General features: G+C 73.3%; 13 protein-coding genes and 1 riboswitch. Of the genes, 9 read left to right on the top strand and 4 right to left on the bottom strand.

Features of this window, described 5'->3' with window-relative positions; genetic code table 11:
• The first annotated feature begins 203 nt into the window (after window positions 1–203).
• A complete protein-coding gene (gene trpD, locus OG552_RS08740) occupies window positions 204–1,256 on the top strand; it encodes an anthranilate phosphoribosyltransferase (RefSeq protein ID WP_329130948.1) in 1,053 nt (350 codons plus the stop codon).
• Window positions 1,257–1,343: 87 nt separating this feature from the next.
• Window positions 1,344–1,461: riboswitch (SAM riboswitch) on the top strand.
• A 13-nt stretch (window positions 1,462–1,474) separates the two neighbouring features.
• Window positions 1,475–2,872: an aminotransferase class V-fold PLP-dependent enzyme gene (locus OG552_RS08735; protein WP_329130946.1), complete on the top strand. Its 1,398-nt coding sequence runs from the start codon at window positions 1,475–1,477 to the stop codon at window positions 2,870–2,872.
• 101 nt (window positions 2,873–2,973) lie between these two features.
• On the opposite strand, the gene OG552_RS08730 is transcribed toward OG552_RS08735, so the two are convergent.
• On the bottom strand, window positions 2,974–3,255 hold the full coding sequence (locus OG552_RS08730) for an Lrp/AsnC family transcriptional regulator (RefSeq protein WP_329130944.1): 282 nt from the start codon (window positions 3,253–3,255) through the stop codon (window positions 2,974–2,976).
• The gene (locus OG552_RS08725; protein ID WP_329130942.1) at window positions 3,252–4,031 is read right to left on the bottom strand and encodes a rhomboid family intramembrane serine protease; all 780 of its coding nucleotides are present in this window, start codon (window positions 4,029–4,031) and stop codon (window positions 3,252–3,254) included. The genes OG552_RS08730 and OG552_RS08725 overlap by 4 nt, the downstream gene beginning before the upstream one ends.
• Before the next feature lie 239 nt (window positions 4,032–4,270).
• Here OG552_RS08725 and OG552_RS08720 point away from each other — a divergent pair, with 239 nt between their 5' ends.
• From OG552_RS08720 to OG552_RS08700, 5 genes are all read left to right on the top strand, one after another.
• Complete coding sequence (locus OG552_RS08720) at window positions 4,271–5,647, top strand: NYN domain-containing protein (protein ID WP_329140674.1); 1,377 nt, start codon at window positions 4,271–4,273, stop codon at window positions 5,645–5,647.
• A 327-nt stretch (window positions 5,648–5,974) separates the two neighbouring features.
• Window positions 5,975–7,006, top strand: coding sequence for a C40 family peptidase (locus tag OG552_RS08715; protein ID WP_329130940.1), 1,032 nt, complete (start codon window positions 5,975–5,977; stop codon window positions 7,004–7,006).
• 250 nt (window positions 7,007–7,256) lie between these two features.
• Window positions 7,257–8,318 carry a C40 family peptidase gene (locus OG552_RS08710; RefSeq protein ID WP_329130938.1) on the top strand — a complete coding sequence of 354 codons (1,062 nt, stop codon included), beginning with the start codon at window positions 7,257–7,259 and terminating at the stop codon, window positions 8,316–8,318.
• Window positions 8,319–8,353: 35 nt separating this feature from the next.
• The gene (locus OG552_RS08705) at window positions 8,354–9,616 is read left to right on the top strand and encodes a hypothetical protein (RefSeq protein WP_329130936.1); all 1,263 of its coding nucleotides are present in this window, start codon (window positions 8,354–8,356) and stop codon (window positions 9,614–9,616) included.
• Window positions 9,613–10,755: a M48 family metalloprotease gene (locus tag OG552_RS08700; protein WP_329130934.1), complete on the top strand. Its 1,143-nt coding sequence runs from the start codon at window positions 9,613–9,615 to the stop codon at window positions 10,753–10,755. Before OG552_RS08705 ends, OG552_RS08700 begins: the two co-directional genes overlap by 4 nt.
• Before the next feature lie 85 nt (window positions 10,756–10,840).
• Here OG552_RS08700 and OG552_RS08695 read toward each other — a convergent pair whose 3' ends face one another.
• Window positions 10,841–12,091 (bottom strand): glycosyltransferase 87 family protein, encoded by a 1,251-nt coding sequence (locus OG552_RS08695; RefSeq protein ID WP_443070894.1) that lies wholly within the window; start codon window positions 12,089–12,091, stop codon window positions 10,841–10,843.
• 98 nt (window positions 12,092–12,189) lie between these two features.
• Here OG552_RS08695 and OG552_RS08690 point away from each other — a divergent pair, with 98 nt between their 5' ends.
• Window positions 12,190–13,320, top strand: coding sequence for a glycosyltransferase family 4 protein (locus OG552_RS08690; protein WP_329130929.1), 1,131 nt, complete (start codon window positions 12,190–12,192; stop codon window positions 13,318–13,320).
• Between the two features lie 96 nt (window positions 13,321–13,416).
• Here the strand turns inward: OG552_RS08690 and OG552_RS08685 are convergent, their stop codons facing one another.
• A complete protein-coding gene (locus OG552_RS08685; protein WP_329130927.1) occupies window positions 13,417–15,213 on the bottom strand; it encodes an AMP-dependent synthetase/ligase in 1,797 nt (598 codons plus the stop codon).
• Window positions 15,214–15,437: 224 nt separating this feature from the next.
• On the opposite strand from OG552_RS08685, the gene OG552_RS08680 reads away from it, so the two are divergent.
• Window positions 15,438–16,199 carry a metallophosphoesterase family protein gene (locus tag OG552_RS08680; RefSeq protein WP_329130925.1) on the top strand — a complete coding sequence of 254 codons (762 nt, stop codon included), beginning with the start codon at window positions 15,438–15,440 and terminating at the stop codon, window positions 16,197–16,199.
• The last annotated feature ends 35 nt before the right edge of the window (window positions 16,200–16,234 follow it).

Genomic DNA, 16,234 nt, shown 5'->3' with positions numbered 1-16,234 from the left:
CCCGCCCCACCCGTAAGGGCCCCGTCCGACCCTCGGACGGGGCCCTTACGTTCCGGGGGGCGGTGCGGGAACGTGCCCCGAAGGGGCGCGGGGAACTGCGCGGCCGGCCACGACGCAGCGGCACCGAGTCACCGGTTGGACGGGGCTGCCGCCCCGATAGGCTGCACCCTGCCAGAGGGTGACCCTTTTCCAGGAGCGTGACCATGAGCACTGAGACCCCCGCCGGAGGCCCCCGCTCCTGGCCCGACGTGCTGAGCTCCCTGCTGGCCGGCGAGGATCTGACCGCGGGGGACACCGCCTGGGCGATGGACCGGATCATGCGCGGCGAAGCCACCGACGTGCAGATCGCCGGGTTCGCCATCGCCCTGCGGGCCAAGGGCGAGACCGTGGACGAGGTCATCGGCATGGTGCGGGCGATGTACGAGCACGCCAACACCATCGAGGTCCCCGGCCCCAGCGTGGACATCGTCGGCACCGGCGGCGACCGGGCCAAGACGGTCAACATCTCCACCATGTCCGCGATCGTGGTGGCCGGCACCGGCGCCAAGGTCGTCAAGCACGGCAACCGCGCCGCCTCCTCCGCCAGCGGCGCCTCCGACGTGCTGGAGAAGCTCGGCGTCAATCTGCAGCTCACTCCGGAGCGCGTCGCCGAGGTGGCCGCCGAGGCCGGCATCACCTTCTGCTTCGCGGTGAAGTTCCACCCGGCGCTGCGTCATGTGGCCACCGCCCGGGCCGAGTTGGGCGTCGCCACCACCTTCAACTTCCTCGGCCCGCTGACCAACCCGGCCCGGGTACGGGCCCAGGCCACCGGGGTCGCCGACCCGCGGATGGCACCGATCCTCGCCGGCGTGCTCGCCGAACGCGGCTCCTCCGCCCTGGTGTTCCGCGGCGACGACGGCCTGGACGAGCTGACCACCACCGCCACCTCCCAGGTGTGGGTGGTCCGCGACGGCAAGGTCGAGCAGCGCGCCTTCGACCCCCGCGACGTCGGCATCGGCCTGGTGCCGGTGGAGGCGCTGCGGGGCGCCGACGCGGCCTACAACGCCGATGTGGCCCGCCGGCTGCTCGCCGGGGAGACCGGGCCGGTACGGGACGCGGTGCTGCTCAACTCGGCCGCCGCGCTGGTGGCGCTGAACCCGGGGCAGGGCACGCTGGAGGAGCAGATCGCGGCCCGCCTCGAACAGGCCGCGCACTCCATCGACTCGGGCGAGGCCGCCGCGGCGCTCGACCGCTGGGTGGCCGCGAGCAACGTCTGAGCCGAGCCGGTATCAGGTGTGCGGGACGCCGTCCGCTTGATGGACGGCGTCTTGCGCGTTCGCGCGTCTGTGGCAGAATTCTCCGCAGGTCACGAGTGACAGCGTCAAGGCCCCGGCTCGCTGTCCGGCAACCCTCCGTCCGTGGTGGGGTGCCCCGGGTGAGGACCAGGCTGTGAGCAAGCAAGGCTCTCAGCAAGCCGGACTTCGGGAGCTCTGTCATGACAGTGATCAGCCCTGCCACCGCCACTGCCGCCGTCACCCCCTCCGCCGAGGCGGACGTGTGTACGCCGCTGCCGGTGCTGGGACGGGACGTTCGGGTCCCGCTGGTGACGGGCGGCGAGGTCACGTATGCGGCCCTTGACTACGCGGCGAGCGCACCGGCGCTCCAGCGGGTGTGGGACGACGTGGCCGCGTACGCGCCCTACTACGGCAGTGTGCACCGCGGTGCGGGCTATCTGTCGCAGCTGTCCACCGACCTCTTCGAGCAGAGCCGGGCGACCGTCGCGGAGTTCCTCGGCTGTCGCCCCGACGACGAGGTCATCTTCACCCGCTCCACCACCGACTCGCTCAACCTGCTGGCGTCGGTGCTGCCGGCCGGAACGCAGGTCTACGTCTTCGACACCGAGCACCACGCGTCGCTGCTCCCGTGGCAGCGGGCGGAAGGCGCTCAGGTCACCTGGCTGGCGGCGCCGCGGACTCCCGAGCAGGCGGTCGCCGCGCTCGATGTGGCCCTGCACGGCGCCCCCAAGGGGCCCAAGCTGGTGTGCGTCACCGGGGCGTCCAATGTGACCGGCGAGGTGTGGCCGGTGCGGAAGCTGGCCGCCGCCGCGCACCGGCACGGCGCCCGGATCGTGCTCGACGCGGCGCAGCTCGCTCCGCACCACCCGGTCGACATCGCCGCGCTCGACGTGGACTGGGTCGCCTTCTCCGGGCACAAGCTCTACGCGCCCTTCGGCGCCGGTGTGCTGGCCGGGCGCCCGGACTGGCTGCGCGAGGCCGAGCCGTACCTGGCGGGCGGCGGCGCCACCCGGAAGGTCGCCCGGCGGGCCGACGGCACGCTGGACGTCGAGTGGCACACCTCGGTCGCCGCCCGGCACGAGGCCGGGTCGCCCAATGTGATCGGCGCCTACGCGATCGCGGCCGCCTGCCGGGCCCTCACCGAGGCGGGCTTCGACCGTCTGGTGGCCCGGGAGCGGCAGTTGCTCGGCCGGCTGCGGGAAGGGCTCGCGGGCATCCCCGAGGTGCGGGTCCTGTCGCTCTTCGGTGAGCACTCCGAGCGGGTCGGCGTCCTCTCCTTCGTCGTCCAGGGCTGGAACAGCTCGCACTTCGCCGCGGCGCTCTCCGCGGAGTACGGCATCGGGGTCCGCGACGGGCTCTTCTGCGCGCACCCGCTGGTCCGCACCCTCCTCGACGCCGAGCCCGACGAGCCGGGTGCCTGCGGCGCCCCCGACGCGGCCCCCGGCGAGCGTGCGCTCAACGCCATCCGCGTCAGCTTCGGCGCCGGCACCCCGGACGAGCACATCACCCGGTTCCTCGCGGCGGTCACCACCCTCGTCCGCACCGGCGCCCAGTGGACCTACCGCACCGAGAACGGCCGCTGCGTACCGGCCCGGTAGGACACCCCGGTAGGACACGGGGAACACGTGAAAGACGGACCCGCCCGGCGATCGGGACAGCCGGGCGGGAAGGGGACCGGCTCTCCCGGCCGCGCTGCGGGCTACGCGTCCAGCCCGATGGCGAACGCGGCCTCCAGGTCGTGCTGGGAGTAGGTGCGGAAGGCGACATGCGTATCGGTCACCCGCACGCCCGGGATCTTGGAGATCCGCCCCGGGATGATGTCGGCCAGGTCGTCGTGGCGGGCCACCCGCACCAGCGCGACGAGGTCGTAGTTGCCGGTCACCGAGTAGACCTCGCTGACGTTGTCGAGCGCGGCGATCGACTCGGCGATCTCCGGGATGCGGTCGACAGACGTCTTGATGAGCACGATCGCGGTGATCACGGCTGAATGTCTCCCTGGGTCGGCGTGATGACGAGCCTCACCTTACGCCGGGGCCGGTAGCAGACCCACGCGCAGAGGAAGCCGAAGGCGAAGCCCACCACGTGGGCGAGATAGGCCACACCGGGACCCCCCTGGGCGGTCTGCGCGGCGAGCCACTGCAGCACGAACCAGAAGCCGAGCACCATCCACGCGGGGAAGCGCAGCGGGATGAAGAACAGGAACGGGAAGAGACTGGTGACCCGGGACTTCGGATAGAGGTAGAGGTAGGCCCCGAGCGCGCCGGAGATGGCTCCCGAGGCTCCCACCAGGCTCTGTGCGTCGTCGCTGTGTCCGAAGGCGAAGCCGTACGTGGCCAGGTAGCCGGCCGTCACGTAGAAGAGGGCGAAGCGGACCCGGCCCATGCGGTTCTCGACGTTGTCGCCGAAGACCCACAGGAAGAGCATGTTGCCGACAAGGTGCACCCAGCCGCCGTGCAGGAAGAGCGCGGTGAGCACGGAGAGGAACGGCGACTTCCCGTAGCCGTGCGGGACCGGGCAGCCGGCCGGCAGGTCGAGCCGGCCCGGTGGCAGCTTGCCATGGAAGAGCTCGGCCGGGATGACACCCCAGCGGTTGAAGTAGAGCGCCTGTTCGCAGACCAGCCGGTGGCCGCCGCCGTAGGCCGGGGTGAAGCCGGAGAGCGGGCCCAGCAGGAACACCGCGGTGCACAGGCCGATCAGCGTGTACGTCACGACCGGCGTGCGGTGGACCGGGTTCTTGTCGTACACCGGGATGACCATGGACCGATGATGACGGAACGGGCGTACCGGACAAAGGTCGCCTCGCCGCAGCGCGCCGGACCGCCGAGGCCGTAGGGTGACCCGGACACGCCCGTGCCGACCGGCCGCCCAGCCGTTGCCGAACCGCGAACGAGGTACTTACCGGATTCACCTCCGCAACGGGGACAATGGATACAGCAGACGGCGGCCGAGGGATCGAAGGGGGCCGGGAGGGCGCCGAGGAAACCGGACGGGAGTGACTGGTGGACGGTAGCGGCGGCGTTCCGGACGCCGGGGCGAGCGAGGGCGGTGCGGGCGAGCCCGCGCTCGACCGACCGCTGCCCGAGGGCGTACGGCATCGCGTCGTCGCCATCGCGGCCGACGCCTTCGGCGGTTTCACCTACGCCGATCTGCCGGTGTCGCTGCGGCCCTATGCCCGCTTCACCCCGTCCAGACGTGTGAAGTACGCGGCCACCGCGCTGGCCGCCGCTCTGGAGTCGGACGCCGGCTTCCGGCTGAAGGTCGCGGGCAAGCTGCGCGAGGTCCAGCCGGAGCTGACCGAGGCGCTGGACGGCGGCACCCCGCCGCCCGCCGCGGACCCGCTCGACGTGGCCGCCGCTGCCTACCTGCTGCGGCCGGCCGGCTGGGCGAAGCTGGTCGCCACCGCGGGGGAGGAGGCGCAGCGGGCGGACGCCGAGCGCGCCGACGAGGAGACGCTCGCCGAGCTGGCCCGGCTGCGCGAGGAGGTCGACGAGCTGCGTGCCCAGGCCCGCACCGAGGCCATCCGGGCGCGCAGCGAGCTGGAGACGGTCCGCAAGGAGAGCGACGCCCTGCACCGCAAGCTGCGCGCCGCGCACAGCGACGTCAAGCGGGCGGAGGCCGCCCAGCGGAAGCTGCAGAACGAGGTGGACGACGTACGCGCCGCCGCCGAACGCGACCGGGCCGCCGCCGAGGCCGAGGCGCGCCGGCTGCGGACCCGGCTGACCGAGGCCGAAGCGGTGATGGAGGCCGGCCGGCGGGCGGTGCGCGAGGGGCGCAGCGTCGAGGACGTACGGCTGCGGCTGCTGCTCGACACCGTGCTGGACGCCGCCGCCGGGCTGCGCCGCGAACTCGCGCTGCCGCCCCGGGACACGATCGGCGTCCGGCCCGCCGACACGGTGGAGGCGGTGGCGCCCGGCCAGTTCAGCGCGCACGACATCGCCACGCGGGCGCTGTCCGCGACGGATCCGCAGCTGCTCGACCAGTTGCTCGCGCTGCCGCAGGCGCATCTGGTGGTGGACGGCTACAACGTCACCAAGACCGGCTATCCGTCGCTGCCGCTGGAGAAGCAGCGGCTGCGGCTGCTCGGCGGCCTGGCGGCGCTGGCCGCGCAGAGCGGCGCGGAGGTCACCTGCGTCTTCGACGGCGCCGATCTCGACATGCCGGTGCTGCTCGCGCCGCCGCGCGGGGTGCGGGTGCTCTTCAGCAAGGCCGGGGAGACGGCGGACGAGCTGATCCGCCGCCTGGTGCGCGCGGAACCGCCGGGCCGCCAGATCGTGGTGGTCTCCGCCGACCGTGAGGTGGCCGACGGCGTCGCCAAGGCCGGCGCCCGCCCGGTGGCCTCCACCCTGCTGCTCAAGCGCCTCGCCCGCGTCTGACCCCCGGTCCGCGTCTGACCTCCGGTCCGTGCCGGTCCGCCGCCTTCCGCCGCCCCGCCCTGTCCGGCTCAACCCGCTTGCGCCGCAGGGTTGTTCGGGCGTGTTCGAGCAACTCAGCGTCGCGTGGCCCTCACCGCTGGTGCGACTGACGTAAAGAATGTGCGAACCGGTCGAGATTTTGCCTACAAAGATTTGATCCGATCACAGGAAGGTCACTAAGGTCAGGCGTCGAACCTCCGCGCAGTCGATCATCCAACCCGGATGGCGCTCGGGGGCCGCCCGCCAGCTGAACCGGTAGGCGGCTGAAGGAAGAAGGAGCTCGCCTTCGTGGCGTCCCACCGTCGACCCAAGCCGGCAACCCGCACGCGTGTGACCGTGCTGACCGCGACCGCCGCAGCCGCGGTCGCCCTCTCCGCGCAAGCTGCGAACGCCGCCCCCGCAAAGCCCACCGTCAAGGACGCCAAGGCCAAGGTCGACGCCCTTTACACCCAGGCGGAGCAGGCCACCGAGAAGCTCGACGCCGCCAGCGAGAAGTTGACTACCCTCCAGAAGGACGCCTCAAGCCTTCAGGACCAGGTCGCCCGGCAGCAGCAGCACCTCAACCAGCTCCGGGACGGCCTCGGCACCCTCGCCGCCTCCCAGTACCGCAACGGCGGCATCGACCCGATGCTCCAGCTCTTCTTGTCGGCCAACCCGGACACGTATTTGCAGCAGGCCACCACCATGGACCAGCTCAGTTCGCTCCAGGTCGGCGCGCTCGACCAACTCCAGGACGCCAAGCGGACCCTGGACCAGTCCCGCGCCGAGGCCACCAGCAAGCTCGCCGAACTCCAGAGCACCCGCGCGGAGTTGGCGAAGCGCAAGAACGAGGCCAAGGAGAAGCTCTCCCAGGCGCAGGCGGTGCTCAACTCGCTCACCGCCCAGCAGCGCGCGCAGATCGCCCAGCAGGACGCCCTCGCCGCCAGCCGGGCCAGCTCCCGGGTCAACCTCGGCAACGCCGTGCCGGCCACCCAGCGGGCCGGCGCCGCCTTCGCCGCCGCGCAGAACGAACTCGGCAAGCCGTACGTCTACGGCGCCACCGGCCCCGGCTCCTTCGACTGCTCCGGCCTCACCTCCTACGCCTACGCGCAGGCCGGTGTCTCCATACCCCGGACCTCCCAGGAGCAGGCCAACGCCGGCACCCGGATCTACTCCGCCTCCCAGCTGGGCGTCGGCGACCTGGTGATCTTCTACGGCGACTACCACCACGTCGGCCTCTACGCGGGCAACGGCCTGGTGCTGCACGCCCCGAAGCCGGGCGCTGTGGTGCGGTACGAGTCGATGAACGACATGCCCTTCGAGTTCGGCGTCCGTATCTGACCCACCCCCTGGTGTCCGACCCGGCGCGACGGACGCGGTGGGCACATCGGACGCGGTGGACCCGGTGGACCCGGTGGACAGGGCCGAGGCGGCAACCCCGGCCGCTCCCCGCGTACGGCGTTCGGGTGACCGCTGCCGGGCCCGGTGACCGCTCCTGGCCGTGTGACCTGCGGCGCGGCGCCGGAGTGTTCATATGTACGGGCGGCAGCCCTTTGTACTCTCCGCCACCATGTGGTTACTGTCTGCCGCTGTGGCTTCCCATCGACGCTTTCCGCAGCCGGGCCTGGCCGCCCGTACCACCCGCGTCACCGTGCTCTCCGCGGCTGCCGCGGCCACCGCGGCCCTCTCCGGCGGCGCCGCGCAGATGGCCAGTGCGGACCCGTCGGGCGGCGCCCAGGACCACGCGTCGCAGCTGGACCGGCTCGACCGGCTCTACCAGCAGGCCGAACAGGCCACCCAGCAGTACGACGCCTCCCAGGAACGCACCAAGCGGCTGCGGGACGAGCTGACTTCGCTCCAGGACCGGGCCGCCAAGGGCCAGCAGCGGGTCAACGAACTCCGCGACGAGATCGGCACCCTGGCCGCCTCGCAGTACCGCGAGGGCGGCATCGACCCCGCGCTCGCGCTGCTGCTCTCCGACACCCCCGCCGACTATCTCGGCCGCGTGGCCACCATCAGCCGGATCGGCGACCAGCAGGCCGGGCGGCTGAAGCAACTCCAGAACGCCGAGCGGACGCTGGTGCAGCAGCGCGGCGAGGCCGCCGACAAGCTGGCCGAACTGCGGCAGTCCGGCGCCCTGCTGGCCCAGCGGAAGAAAGCGGTGCAGAAGTCGCTGGCCGCCGCCCAGCGCATCCTCAACGTGCTGCCCGCCGCCCAGCGGGCCGCCTACACCCCCGGGATGAGCGAACGCGCCTCCCGGGACCGTACGACACCGGGCATCGCCCCGCTGCCCGCCTCCTCCGGCCGGGCCGCCGTCGCGGTGGCCGCCGCCCGCGGGCTGGTCGGGTCGCCCTATGTGTGGGGCGCCGCGGGGCCCCACGCCTTCGACTGTTCCGGCCTGATGGTCTACGCCTACCAGCAGGCCGGCGTCTCGCTGCCCCGCACCTCCCAGGAGCAGGCCAACGCCGGCACCCGGGTCCCGCTGGACCAGGCCCGCCCCGGCGATCTGGTGATCTACCGCGGTGACGCCAGTCACGTCGGCATGTACGTCGGCGGCGGCCAGGTCATCCACGCCCCCTACCCGGGCGCCCGGGTCAGGTACGACCCGGTCGGCATGATGCCGGTCACCGCAGTGACCCGTCCCACCGGCTGACCCCGGGCGGCCCGCGGGGCCGTACGATCGGGCGCGTGCCCACCGTGACCGCAGCACGCCCCCGGGCCGCCGTCCGCTCCTGGGCGGCGGCTCTCGCCGTGCTGGCGGTGCTGGCCGGCGGCTGCTCCACGGGCTCCCGCGAGGCCCCCGCGAACGCCACCGAGACCGCGGCCCGGCAGCTGCTCGGCCGGCAGGCCGCGGCCGTGCTCCACCACGACAAGGCGGCCTTCCTCGCCGGGATCGACCCGCGGGCCACGGCGTTCCGGGCCCGGCAGAGCGCGATGTTCAGCAACCTGGCGGACGTTCCGCTGGCCGCCTGGTCGTACACCGTGGTCCGCACCGGCGCCTTCGCGCTGCCCGACGCCGCCTCCGCGGACGGCACCCGGCGGGCCGCGGTCGAGGTCCGGCTCGGTTACCGGCTGCGCGGCTACGACACCGAGCCGGTGGTCTCCACCGCGTATCTGACGCTCGCCGAGCACGGCGGGCGGTGGTACGTCGCCGCCGACTCCGACGGAGCGGTGAGCGGCCACCGCACCGCCGTACAGCTGTGGGACCAGGGGGCGGTCCAAGTGGTGCGCGGTACTCACAGCCTGGTGCTCGGGCTCGGCGACCGGGCGGTGCTGCGCGGCTACGCGGACGACGCCGACCAGGCGGTGCCCGAGGTGACCCACGCGTGGGGCACCGGCTGGCCCGGCAAGGTGGTGGTCGAGGCGCCCGCCACGCTCGGGCAACTGGGCGCGCTGCTGGGCGCGGACCCGGCCGGCTACCGCGACATCGCGGCCGTCACCACCGGCGAACTCGGCGCCAACGCCGCCGCCCCCGCCGACCGGGTGATCGTCAACCCCGAGGCGTTCGCGGACCTTTCCGCCTTCGGCCGGCAGGTCGTGTTCACCCACGAGACCACGCACGTCGCCACCCGGCTGGCCACCGGCGCCGGCACCCCGCTGTGGCTCTCGGAGGGCATCGCCGACTGGGTCGCCTACCGCGACTCCGGGCGGACCGCGCCGGAGATCGCACCGGAGCTGACCAAGGACGTCGCGGCGGGCCGGGTGCCCGGCGCGCTGCCGTCCGACGCGGACTTCGCGGCGACCGCGGCGCGGCTGCCGCAGGCGTACGAAGGGGGCTGGCTGGCCTGCCGGATGATCGCCGACCAGTGGTCGCCCGCGACGCTCACCGCCTTCTACCGGGCAGTGGCCAGGGGCGGCAGCCTGGACACCCGGCTGCGGGCGGCGGTCGGGCTGAGCCTGCCGGCCTTCACCGCCCGCTGGCGGAGCTACGTGGAAGGGGAGCTGGGATGAGCGGCAGCGCCGATGCCGGCACCGCGGACTTCACGCCGGAGCACATCGCCAGGGCCCGGGCGCTGCGGCGCGGGGTGCTGCCGGCGGTGGCCGGTTCGTGGGCGGTGTCCACGGCGCTGCTGCTCGCGCTCGGCCTGACCTCCGGCGGGGCGCGGCTGATCGGAGCGTTCGGGGACGCGTGGGCGCTGCGGGTCCTGGGCGCCGCGGTGTCCCTCGTCGTGCTGCCGCAGCTGCTGACACTGCCGTTCGCGGCACGCGGACGGGTGGTGCGGGCCCGGTTCGGACTGGTCACCCAGGGGTGGGGCGGCTGGGCGCTGGACCAGGCACGCGGGCTGCTGGTGTCGCTGCCGCTGGCTCTCGGGGCGCTCTTCGCGGTCTACGCGCTCGCCGGGACGACCCGCTGGTGGTGGGCGTGGGCGGCGGGCGGGGCGGCGGCGGTGACCTTCCTGCTCTCCTTTGTGGCCCCGCTGGTCTTCGAGCCGCTCTTCAGCACCTTCACGCCGATGGAACCCGGCCCGCTGCGGGACGCGCTGCTCGCGCTCGCCGCCCGGGACGGTGTCCGGGTCCGTGACGTGCTGGTCGCCGACGCGTCCCGGCGGACCACCGCGCTCAACGCGTATGTCTCCGGATACGGCCGCACCCGGCGGATCGTCGCCTACGACACGCTGCTCGGCACGGCGTCCGCCCGGGAGGTGGAACTCGTCGTCGCCCATGAACTCGGGCACGTCGTCCACCGCGATGTGCCGCGCGGCACGGCGTTCGGCGCGCTGGGCGCGGCGCTCGGCGTCTGCGTGCTCGCGGCCGTCGTCAGCTGGGGACCGCTGCTGTCGACGGCCGGCGTCCAGCACTTCGCCGACCCCCGCTCGGCCTTCCTGCTCGCCGCCGTCGCCTCGCTCGGCGGCACCCTCGTCTCCCCGCTCGGGCACGCGCTGTCCCGCCGTATCGAGCACCGCGCCGATCTGCACGCACTGGCGCTCACCGGGGACCCGGCGGAGTTCATCGCGATGCAGCGCCGCCTGACGGTCACCAATGTCTCCGACCCGGCTCCGCCGGCTCTCCTGCACCTCCTGCTGGGCACCCACCCGACGCCGGCTTCCCGCATCGCCACGGCCAGGGCCTGGCACCCGCAAGGGGCGTGAAGGACCGGGACCCGGTCACCTGACCCCGGCACCCGGTCACCTGCCGCCGGCACCCGGTCACGGCACCCGGTCACCGGGCCGGCCGTCAGGAACGGACCGTCTGCGGGACCTGGGCGGCACGCCCGGTCCGCTCGGCGGCGAGTCCCCGGCGCGGCACCGTGGCCAGCCAGAGACGGCGGCAGGCGATCAGCGAGGCGGCCACCAGCAGACCGTTGCGGACCGAGAGCAGCAGCAGGCCCCAGAGGTCACTGCGGGTCACGTGGCTGAAGAAGACGGGGAACTCCAGGGTCGTGAAGAGCGTCGCCAGCAAGGTGAGCTGGACCGGCAGCCGCTGGACGGTGCCCCGCAGGGTGACGCAGACCGCGCCGGCCCCGATCAGCCACACCATGTACTGCGGGCTGATCACCCGGGAGGTCGTGGTGAAGAGCAGCAGCGCCGCGAACGCCGCGTCGTACGGGGTGGACGGCGTGAACGTGACGGCCCGCAGCCGCCACCACAGCAGCCAGCCGAAGGCCAGCACGCTCAGCCCCAGCGCCGCCGCGCTCACCAGATGGACGTGCGGGCCGAGGAACTCCACCGAGCCGTAGTGCATCGTGGACCGGCCGTGCCAGCCGAGGTGCCGCCCCACGTGGAAGACCATCGCCCCCAGCGACTCCACCTCCGTGCCCCGGTCGCGCTGGAAGGTGAGGAAGGAGAAGGCCCCCGGCATGGTCGCGGCGAAGAGCGCGGTGCCCAGGCCCACCGTGGCCGCCCCCGACAGCCAGGCGCGCCGCACCGCCCGCCCCCGCGGCGCCCCGATCAGCAGCAGCACCGGCCACACCTTGAGCAGCGCGCCCACCCCCGCGAGCACCCCCGCGACCGCCGGGCGGCGCCGCAGGAGGAGCAGTGCCGCCACGCCCACCGCGGTCACCATCACGTCGTAGCGGGCATAGACGATCGGACCGCCGACGGCCACACCGGCGACCCACACCCACACCCCGGTCAGCCGCCCCGACCCCCGCGCGTCCCGCAGCAGCGCGCCCAGCACCACCGCGTCCGCGAGCAGCGCCAGGCAGAAGAACGCCGAGGTGTATCCGAGGAAGGGCACCGCGCCCGGCGCCACCATCACCGCGGCCGCCCCGGGCGGGTACTGCCAGGTCACGTCGTGCGCCGGAAAGGCACCCCCGCGCAGTACGGGATACCAGCTCTCGTACACGTCGGAGACGTCGTGCAGGATCACCTGCCCGGGGAAGCGGGCCACCTGGAAGACGAAGAGCAGCAGTACGCCACGGGTGACGGCCCACACGGCAAGAGCCGAGACCGGGTTGCTGATATGGGTGCTTTTCACACTATTCATCATGATGCCAACGGTCGCCCGACCGGCGGACGGACGCGACCCGCGCCGCCACCCGGGTGAACGCCGCCCACCGGCCCGCGGGGGTACTGTCGGCGTCGATGGACAAGACCCTGATCGTGACCAACGACTTCCCGCCCCGCCCCGGCGGCATCCAGTCCTTCGTGCACAGCATGGCGCTGCGGCTGGACCCGGGGCAGGTCGTGGTCTACGCCTCCACCTGGCGGGACGGCACCGAGGTCGCCCGCTTCGACGCCGAGCAGCCGTTCCCGGTGGTCCGTGACCGTACGAAGATGCTGCTGCCCACCCCGCGGGTGACCCGCCGGGCCGCGGAACTGCTGCGGGAACACGGGTGCACCTCGGTGTGGTTCGGGGCCGCCGCCCCGCTCGGCCTGATGGCGCCGGCCCTGCGGAAGGCGGGCGCCCGTCGGCTGGTCGGCACGACCCACGGCCACGAGGCCGGCTGGGCGCGGCTGCCGGCGAGCCGCGCGCTGCTGCGCCGGATCGGCGAGGGCACCGACACCCTCACCTATCTGGGGGAGTACACCCGCTCCCGGATCGCCCCCGCGCTGACCGCGCAGGCCGCCGCCCGGATGGTCCAACTGCCGCCAGGCGTCGACGAGAAGACCTTCCACCCCGGGTCGGGCGGCGCGGTGGTACGGGCCCGGCTCGGCCTCGCCGACCGGCCGGTGGTGGTGTGCGTCTCGCGGCTGGTGCCACGGAAGGGCCAGGACACCCTGATCCTGGCGATGCCGCGGATCCTGCGGGAGTTCCCGGACGCGGCGCTGCTGATCGTCGGCGACGGGCCGTACCGCGGCGAACTGGAGAAGCTCGCGGAGCACACCGGGGTGATGTCGGCGGTCCGCTTCACCGGGGCCGTCCCCTGGTCGGAACTCCCCGCGCACCACGGCGCCGGTGACGTCTTCGCGATGCCCTGCAGGACCCGGCGCGGCGGTCTGGACGTGGAGGGGCTCGGCATCGTCTACCTGGAGGCGTCCGCGACGGGTCTGCCGGTGGTGGCGGGTGACTCCGGCGGGGCGCCCGACGCGGTGCTCGACGGGGAGACGGGGTGGGTGGTGCGGGGCGGGTCGCCCGGGCAGGCGGCGGACCGCATCCGCACGCTGCTCCGGGATCCGGAGCTGCGCGCGCGCATGGGGCGCCGCGGGCGGCTGTGGGTGGAGGAGTCCTGGCGCTGGGATCTGCTGGCCGAGCGGCTGAAGGGGCTGCTCTGACGCGGCGCCCGAGGGGGCCGGGGGCCGTCCGCGGTCACCGGGCCGCGGGCGGCCACCGCGGGAAGGGGGCGGCAGGTGCCCCGCCCCGCGCCCCGCTCAGCGCGCGTACAGCGCGTCGATCTCGGGGGCGAAGTCCTTCAGGACGACATTGCGCTTGAGCTTCAGCGACGGGGTGAGGTGGCCCGACTCCTCGGTGAACTGGGTCGGCAGGATACGGAACTTGCGGACCGACTCGGCCTGCGAGACCGCCGCGTTGCCCTCGTCCACCGCGTGCTGGACGGCGGCCAGCAGATCGGGGTCGCCGGCGAGTTCGGCCACCGTGCGGCCGGACTTGCCGTGCTGCTCCGCCCAGTGCGGCAGGAACTCCTCGTCCAGCGTGATCAGCGCGGCCACGAACGGCCGCCCGTCACCGACCACCATCGCCTCGGCGATCAGCGCCTGCGCCCGGATCCGGTCCTCGATCACCGCGGGGGCGACGTTCTTGCCGCCGGCCGTCACGATGATCTCCTTCTTCCGGCCGGTGATGGTCAGATAGCCGTCCTCGTCCAGCGCGCCGATGTCGCCGGTGTGGAACCAGCCGTGCGCCTTGGCCTCCGCTGTCGCCGCGTCGTTGTTCCAGTAGCCGGTGAACAGGTGCTCGCCGTAGAGCAGCACCTCGCCGTCGTCGGCGATCCGGACCGTGGAGCCGGGCAGCGGCTGGCCGACCGTGCCGATCTTGGTACGGTCCCAGGGGTTGAAGGCGGCGGCCGCGCAGGACTCGGTGAGGCCGTACCCCTCCAGCACCGTGAAGCCGATGCCGCGGTAGAAGTGGCCCAGCCGCGCGCCCAGCGGGGCGCCGCCGGAGATCGCGTGGGTGGCCCGGCCGCCGAGCACCGCGCGCAGCTTGCTGTAGACCAGCCGGTCGAAGACGCGGTGGGTCAGCTTGAGCCGTATCGAGGGACCTGACGGGGTGTCCAGCGCCTTGCTGTACGCGATGGCGGTGTCCGCCGCCCGGTCGAAGATCCTGCCCTTGCCGCCCGCCTGGGCGGTGGCCCGCGCGGTGTTGTAGACCTTCTCGAAGACCCGCGGCACCCCGAGGATCAGCGTCGGCCGGAACGACTGCAGGTCGCCGGTGAGGTTCTTGATGTCGGGTACGTGGCCGAGCCGGATCGGTGCCATCATCGCGGCCACCTCCACCAGCCGGCCGAAGACATGGGCCAGCGGCAGGAAGAGCAGCACCGAGTTCTCGCCGGTGGTGAAGAGCGGACCGAGCCGCTCCACCACGTTGCCGCACTCGGCGAAGAAGCTGCGGTGGCTGAGCACACAGCCCTTGGGGCGGCCGGTGGTGCCCGAGGTGTAGACGATGGTGGCAGGCGAGTCGGCGCCGGCGTACCCGGAACGCTCGTCGAGCACCGCGTCCGAGATGTCGGTGCCGCTCTCCCGCAGCGCCTCCACCGCCCCGGCATCGATCCGCCACACGTGCTTGAGCTGCGGCAGCCGGACCCGTACCGACTCCACCAGCCGCTCGTGCGGCTCCGCCTCGACCACCACGGCCACCGCGCCCGAGTCGCCGAGGATCCACTCCACCTGGGACGCCGACGACGTCTCGTACACCGGGACGGTGACCGCCCCGGCGCTCCAGATCGCGAAGTCCAGCAGCGTCCACTCGTAGCGGGTCCTGGACATCAGGGCCACCCGGTCGCCCGGCTGCACGCCGGAGGCGATCAGGCCGCGCGCGGCGGAGCGCACCTCGGCCAGGAAACGGGCCGCGGTGACGTCCTCCCAGCGGCCCGAGGCGTCCTTGCGGCCGATGACGGGGATGTCCGGATGATGGGCGGCGTTGCGGCGGATCAAGTCCGTCAGATTGCCGTCCGCGGGGACCTCGTACAGGGCCGGAAGGCTGAACTCACGCAAGGCGGCTACTCCTCATCGGTGCCACGGCGCACCCGGAGGGAAGGTGATGGACGGCGTGGACGTTACCCATCGGTAAAGCTCCGGCGATAGGGGACGACAACAGATGTTTTCAGCATCACACACCCGGCCGAGCCGCCGGAACAGCTGAACCCCCTTGGCGGGACCCCGGTTCGGCCGCCCGCCGTCCCCCTGGATCCCCGCCGGGCGGCGATAAAGTGGGGTTCATGCGGGTGCATGTGGTGAGTGACGTCCATGGTGCGAGCGAGGCGCTGGCCCGGGCCGGGGAGGGCGCCGACGCCCTGGTCTGCCTCGGTGACCTGGTGCTCTTCCTGGACTACGGCGACCACTCGCGGGGGATCTTCCCCGATCTGTTCGGCGTGGAGAACGCCGACCGGATGGTGGAGCTGCGCACCGCCCGCCGCTTCGACGAGGCCCGCGAACTCGACCGGGAACTCTGGAAAGGACTCGACCGCGGGACCCTCATCGAGGCCGCGGTCCGCCGGCAGTACGCCGAGCTCTTCGCCGCCTTCCCCACCCCGACCTACGCCACCTACGGCAATGTCGACATTCCCGGCCTCTGGGGGCAGTACGCCCAGCCGGGCACCACCGTGCTGGACGGCGCCACCGCCCGGATCGGCGACCGGCTCTTCGGCTTCGCCGGCGGCGGTCTGCGCACCCCGATGCGCACCCCGTACGAGGTCGACGACGCCGACTACGCCGCGAAGGTGGCGGCCCTCGGCCGGGTCGACGTGCTCTGCTCGCACATCCCGCCGGCCGTCCCGGAGCTGTGCTACGACACCACCGCCCGCCGCTTCGAGCGCGGCAGCGAGGCACTGCTCGACGCGATCCGCGCGACCCAGCCGAAGTACGCGCTCTTCGGCCATGTGCACCAGCCGCTGGTGCGCCGGACCCGGATCGGCCGCACCGAGTGCATCAACGTCGGCCACTTCAACCACACCCGCACGCCGTGGGTCCTGGAGTGGTGACCGGCGCCCGATCGGTGCGGGCACCCGGCTCCGGC

It is taken from the genome of Streptomyces sp. NBC_01476, assembly GCF_036227265.1.
Taxonomy (GTDB): domain Bacteria; phylum Actinomycetota; class Actinomycetes; order Streptomycetales; family Streptomycetaceae; genus Actinacidiphila.
This window is presented reverse-complemented; position numbering and strand designations above follow the sequence as displayed.

What these genes read in the sequence shown, in the direction of transcription:
- OG552_RS08700 (WP_329130934.1), top strand. Translation starts at nt 9,613, where the DNA reads ATGAGCGGCAGCGCCGATGCCGGCACCGCGGACTTCACGCCGGAGCAC.
- trpD (WP_329130948.1), top strand. Translation starts at nt 204, where the DNA reads ATGAGCACTGAGACCCCCGCCGGAGGCCCCCGCTCCTGGCCCGACGTG.
- OG552_RS08725 (WP_329130942.1), bottom strand. Translation starts at nt 4,031, where the DNA reads ATGGTCATCCCGGTGTACGACAAGAACCCGGTCCACCGCACGCCGGTC.
- OG552_RS08690 (WP_329130929.1), top strand. Translation starts at nt 12,190, where the DNA reads ATGGACAAGACCCTGATCGTGACCAACGACTTCCCGCCCCGCCCCGGC.
- OG552_RS08735 (WP_329130946.1), top strand. Translation starts at nt 1,475, where the DNA reads ATGACAGTGATCAGCCCTGCCACCGCCACTGCCGCCGTCACCCCCTCC.
- OG552_RS08695 (WP_443070894.1), bottom strand. Translation starts at nt 12,091, where the DNA reads ATGAATAGTGTGAAAAGCACCCATATCAGCAACCCGGTCTCGGCTCTT.
- OG552_RS08680 (WP_329130925.1), top strand. Translation starts at nt 15,438, where the DNA reads ATGCGGGTGCATGTGGTGAGTGACGTCCATGGTGCGAGCGAGGCGCTG.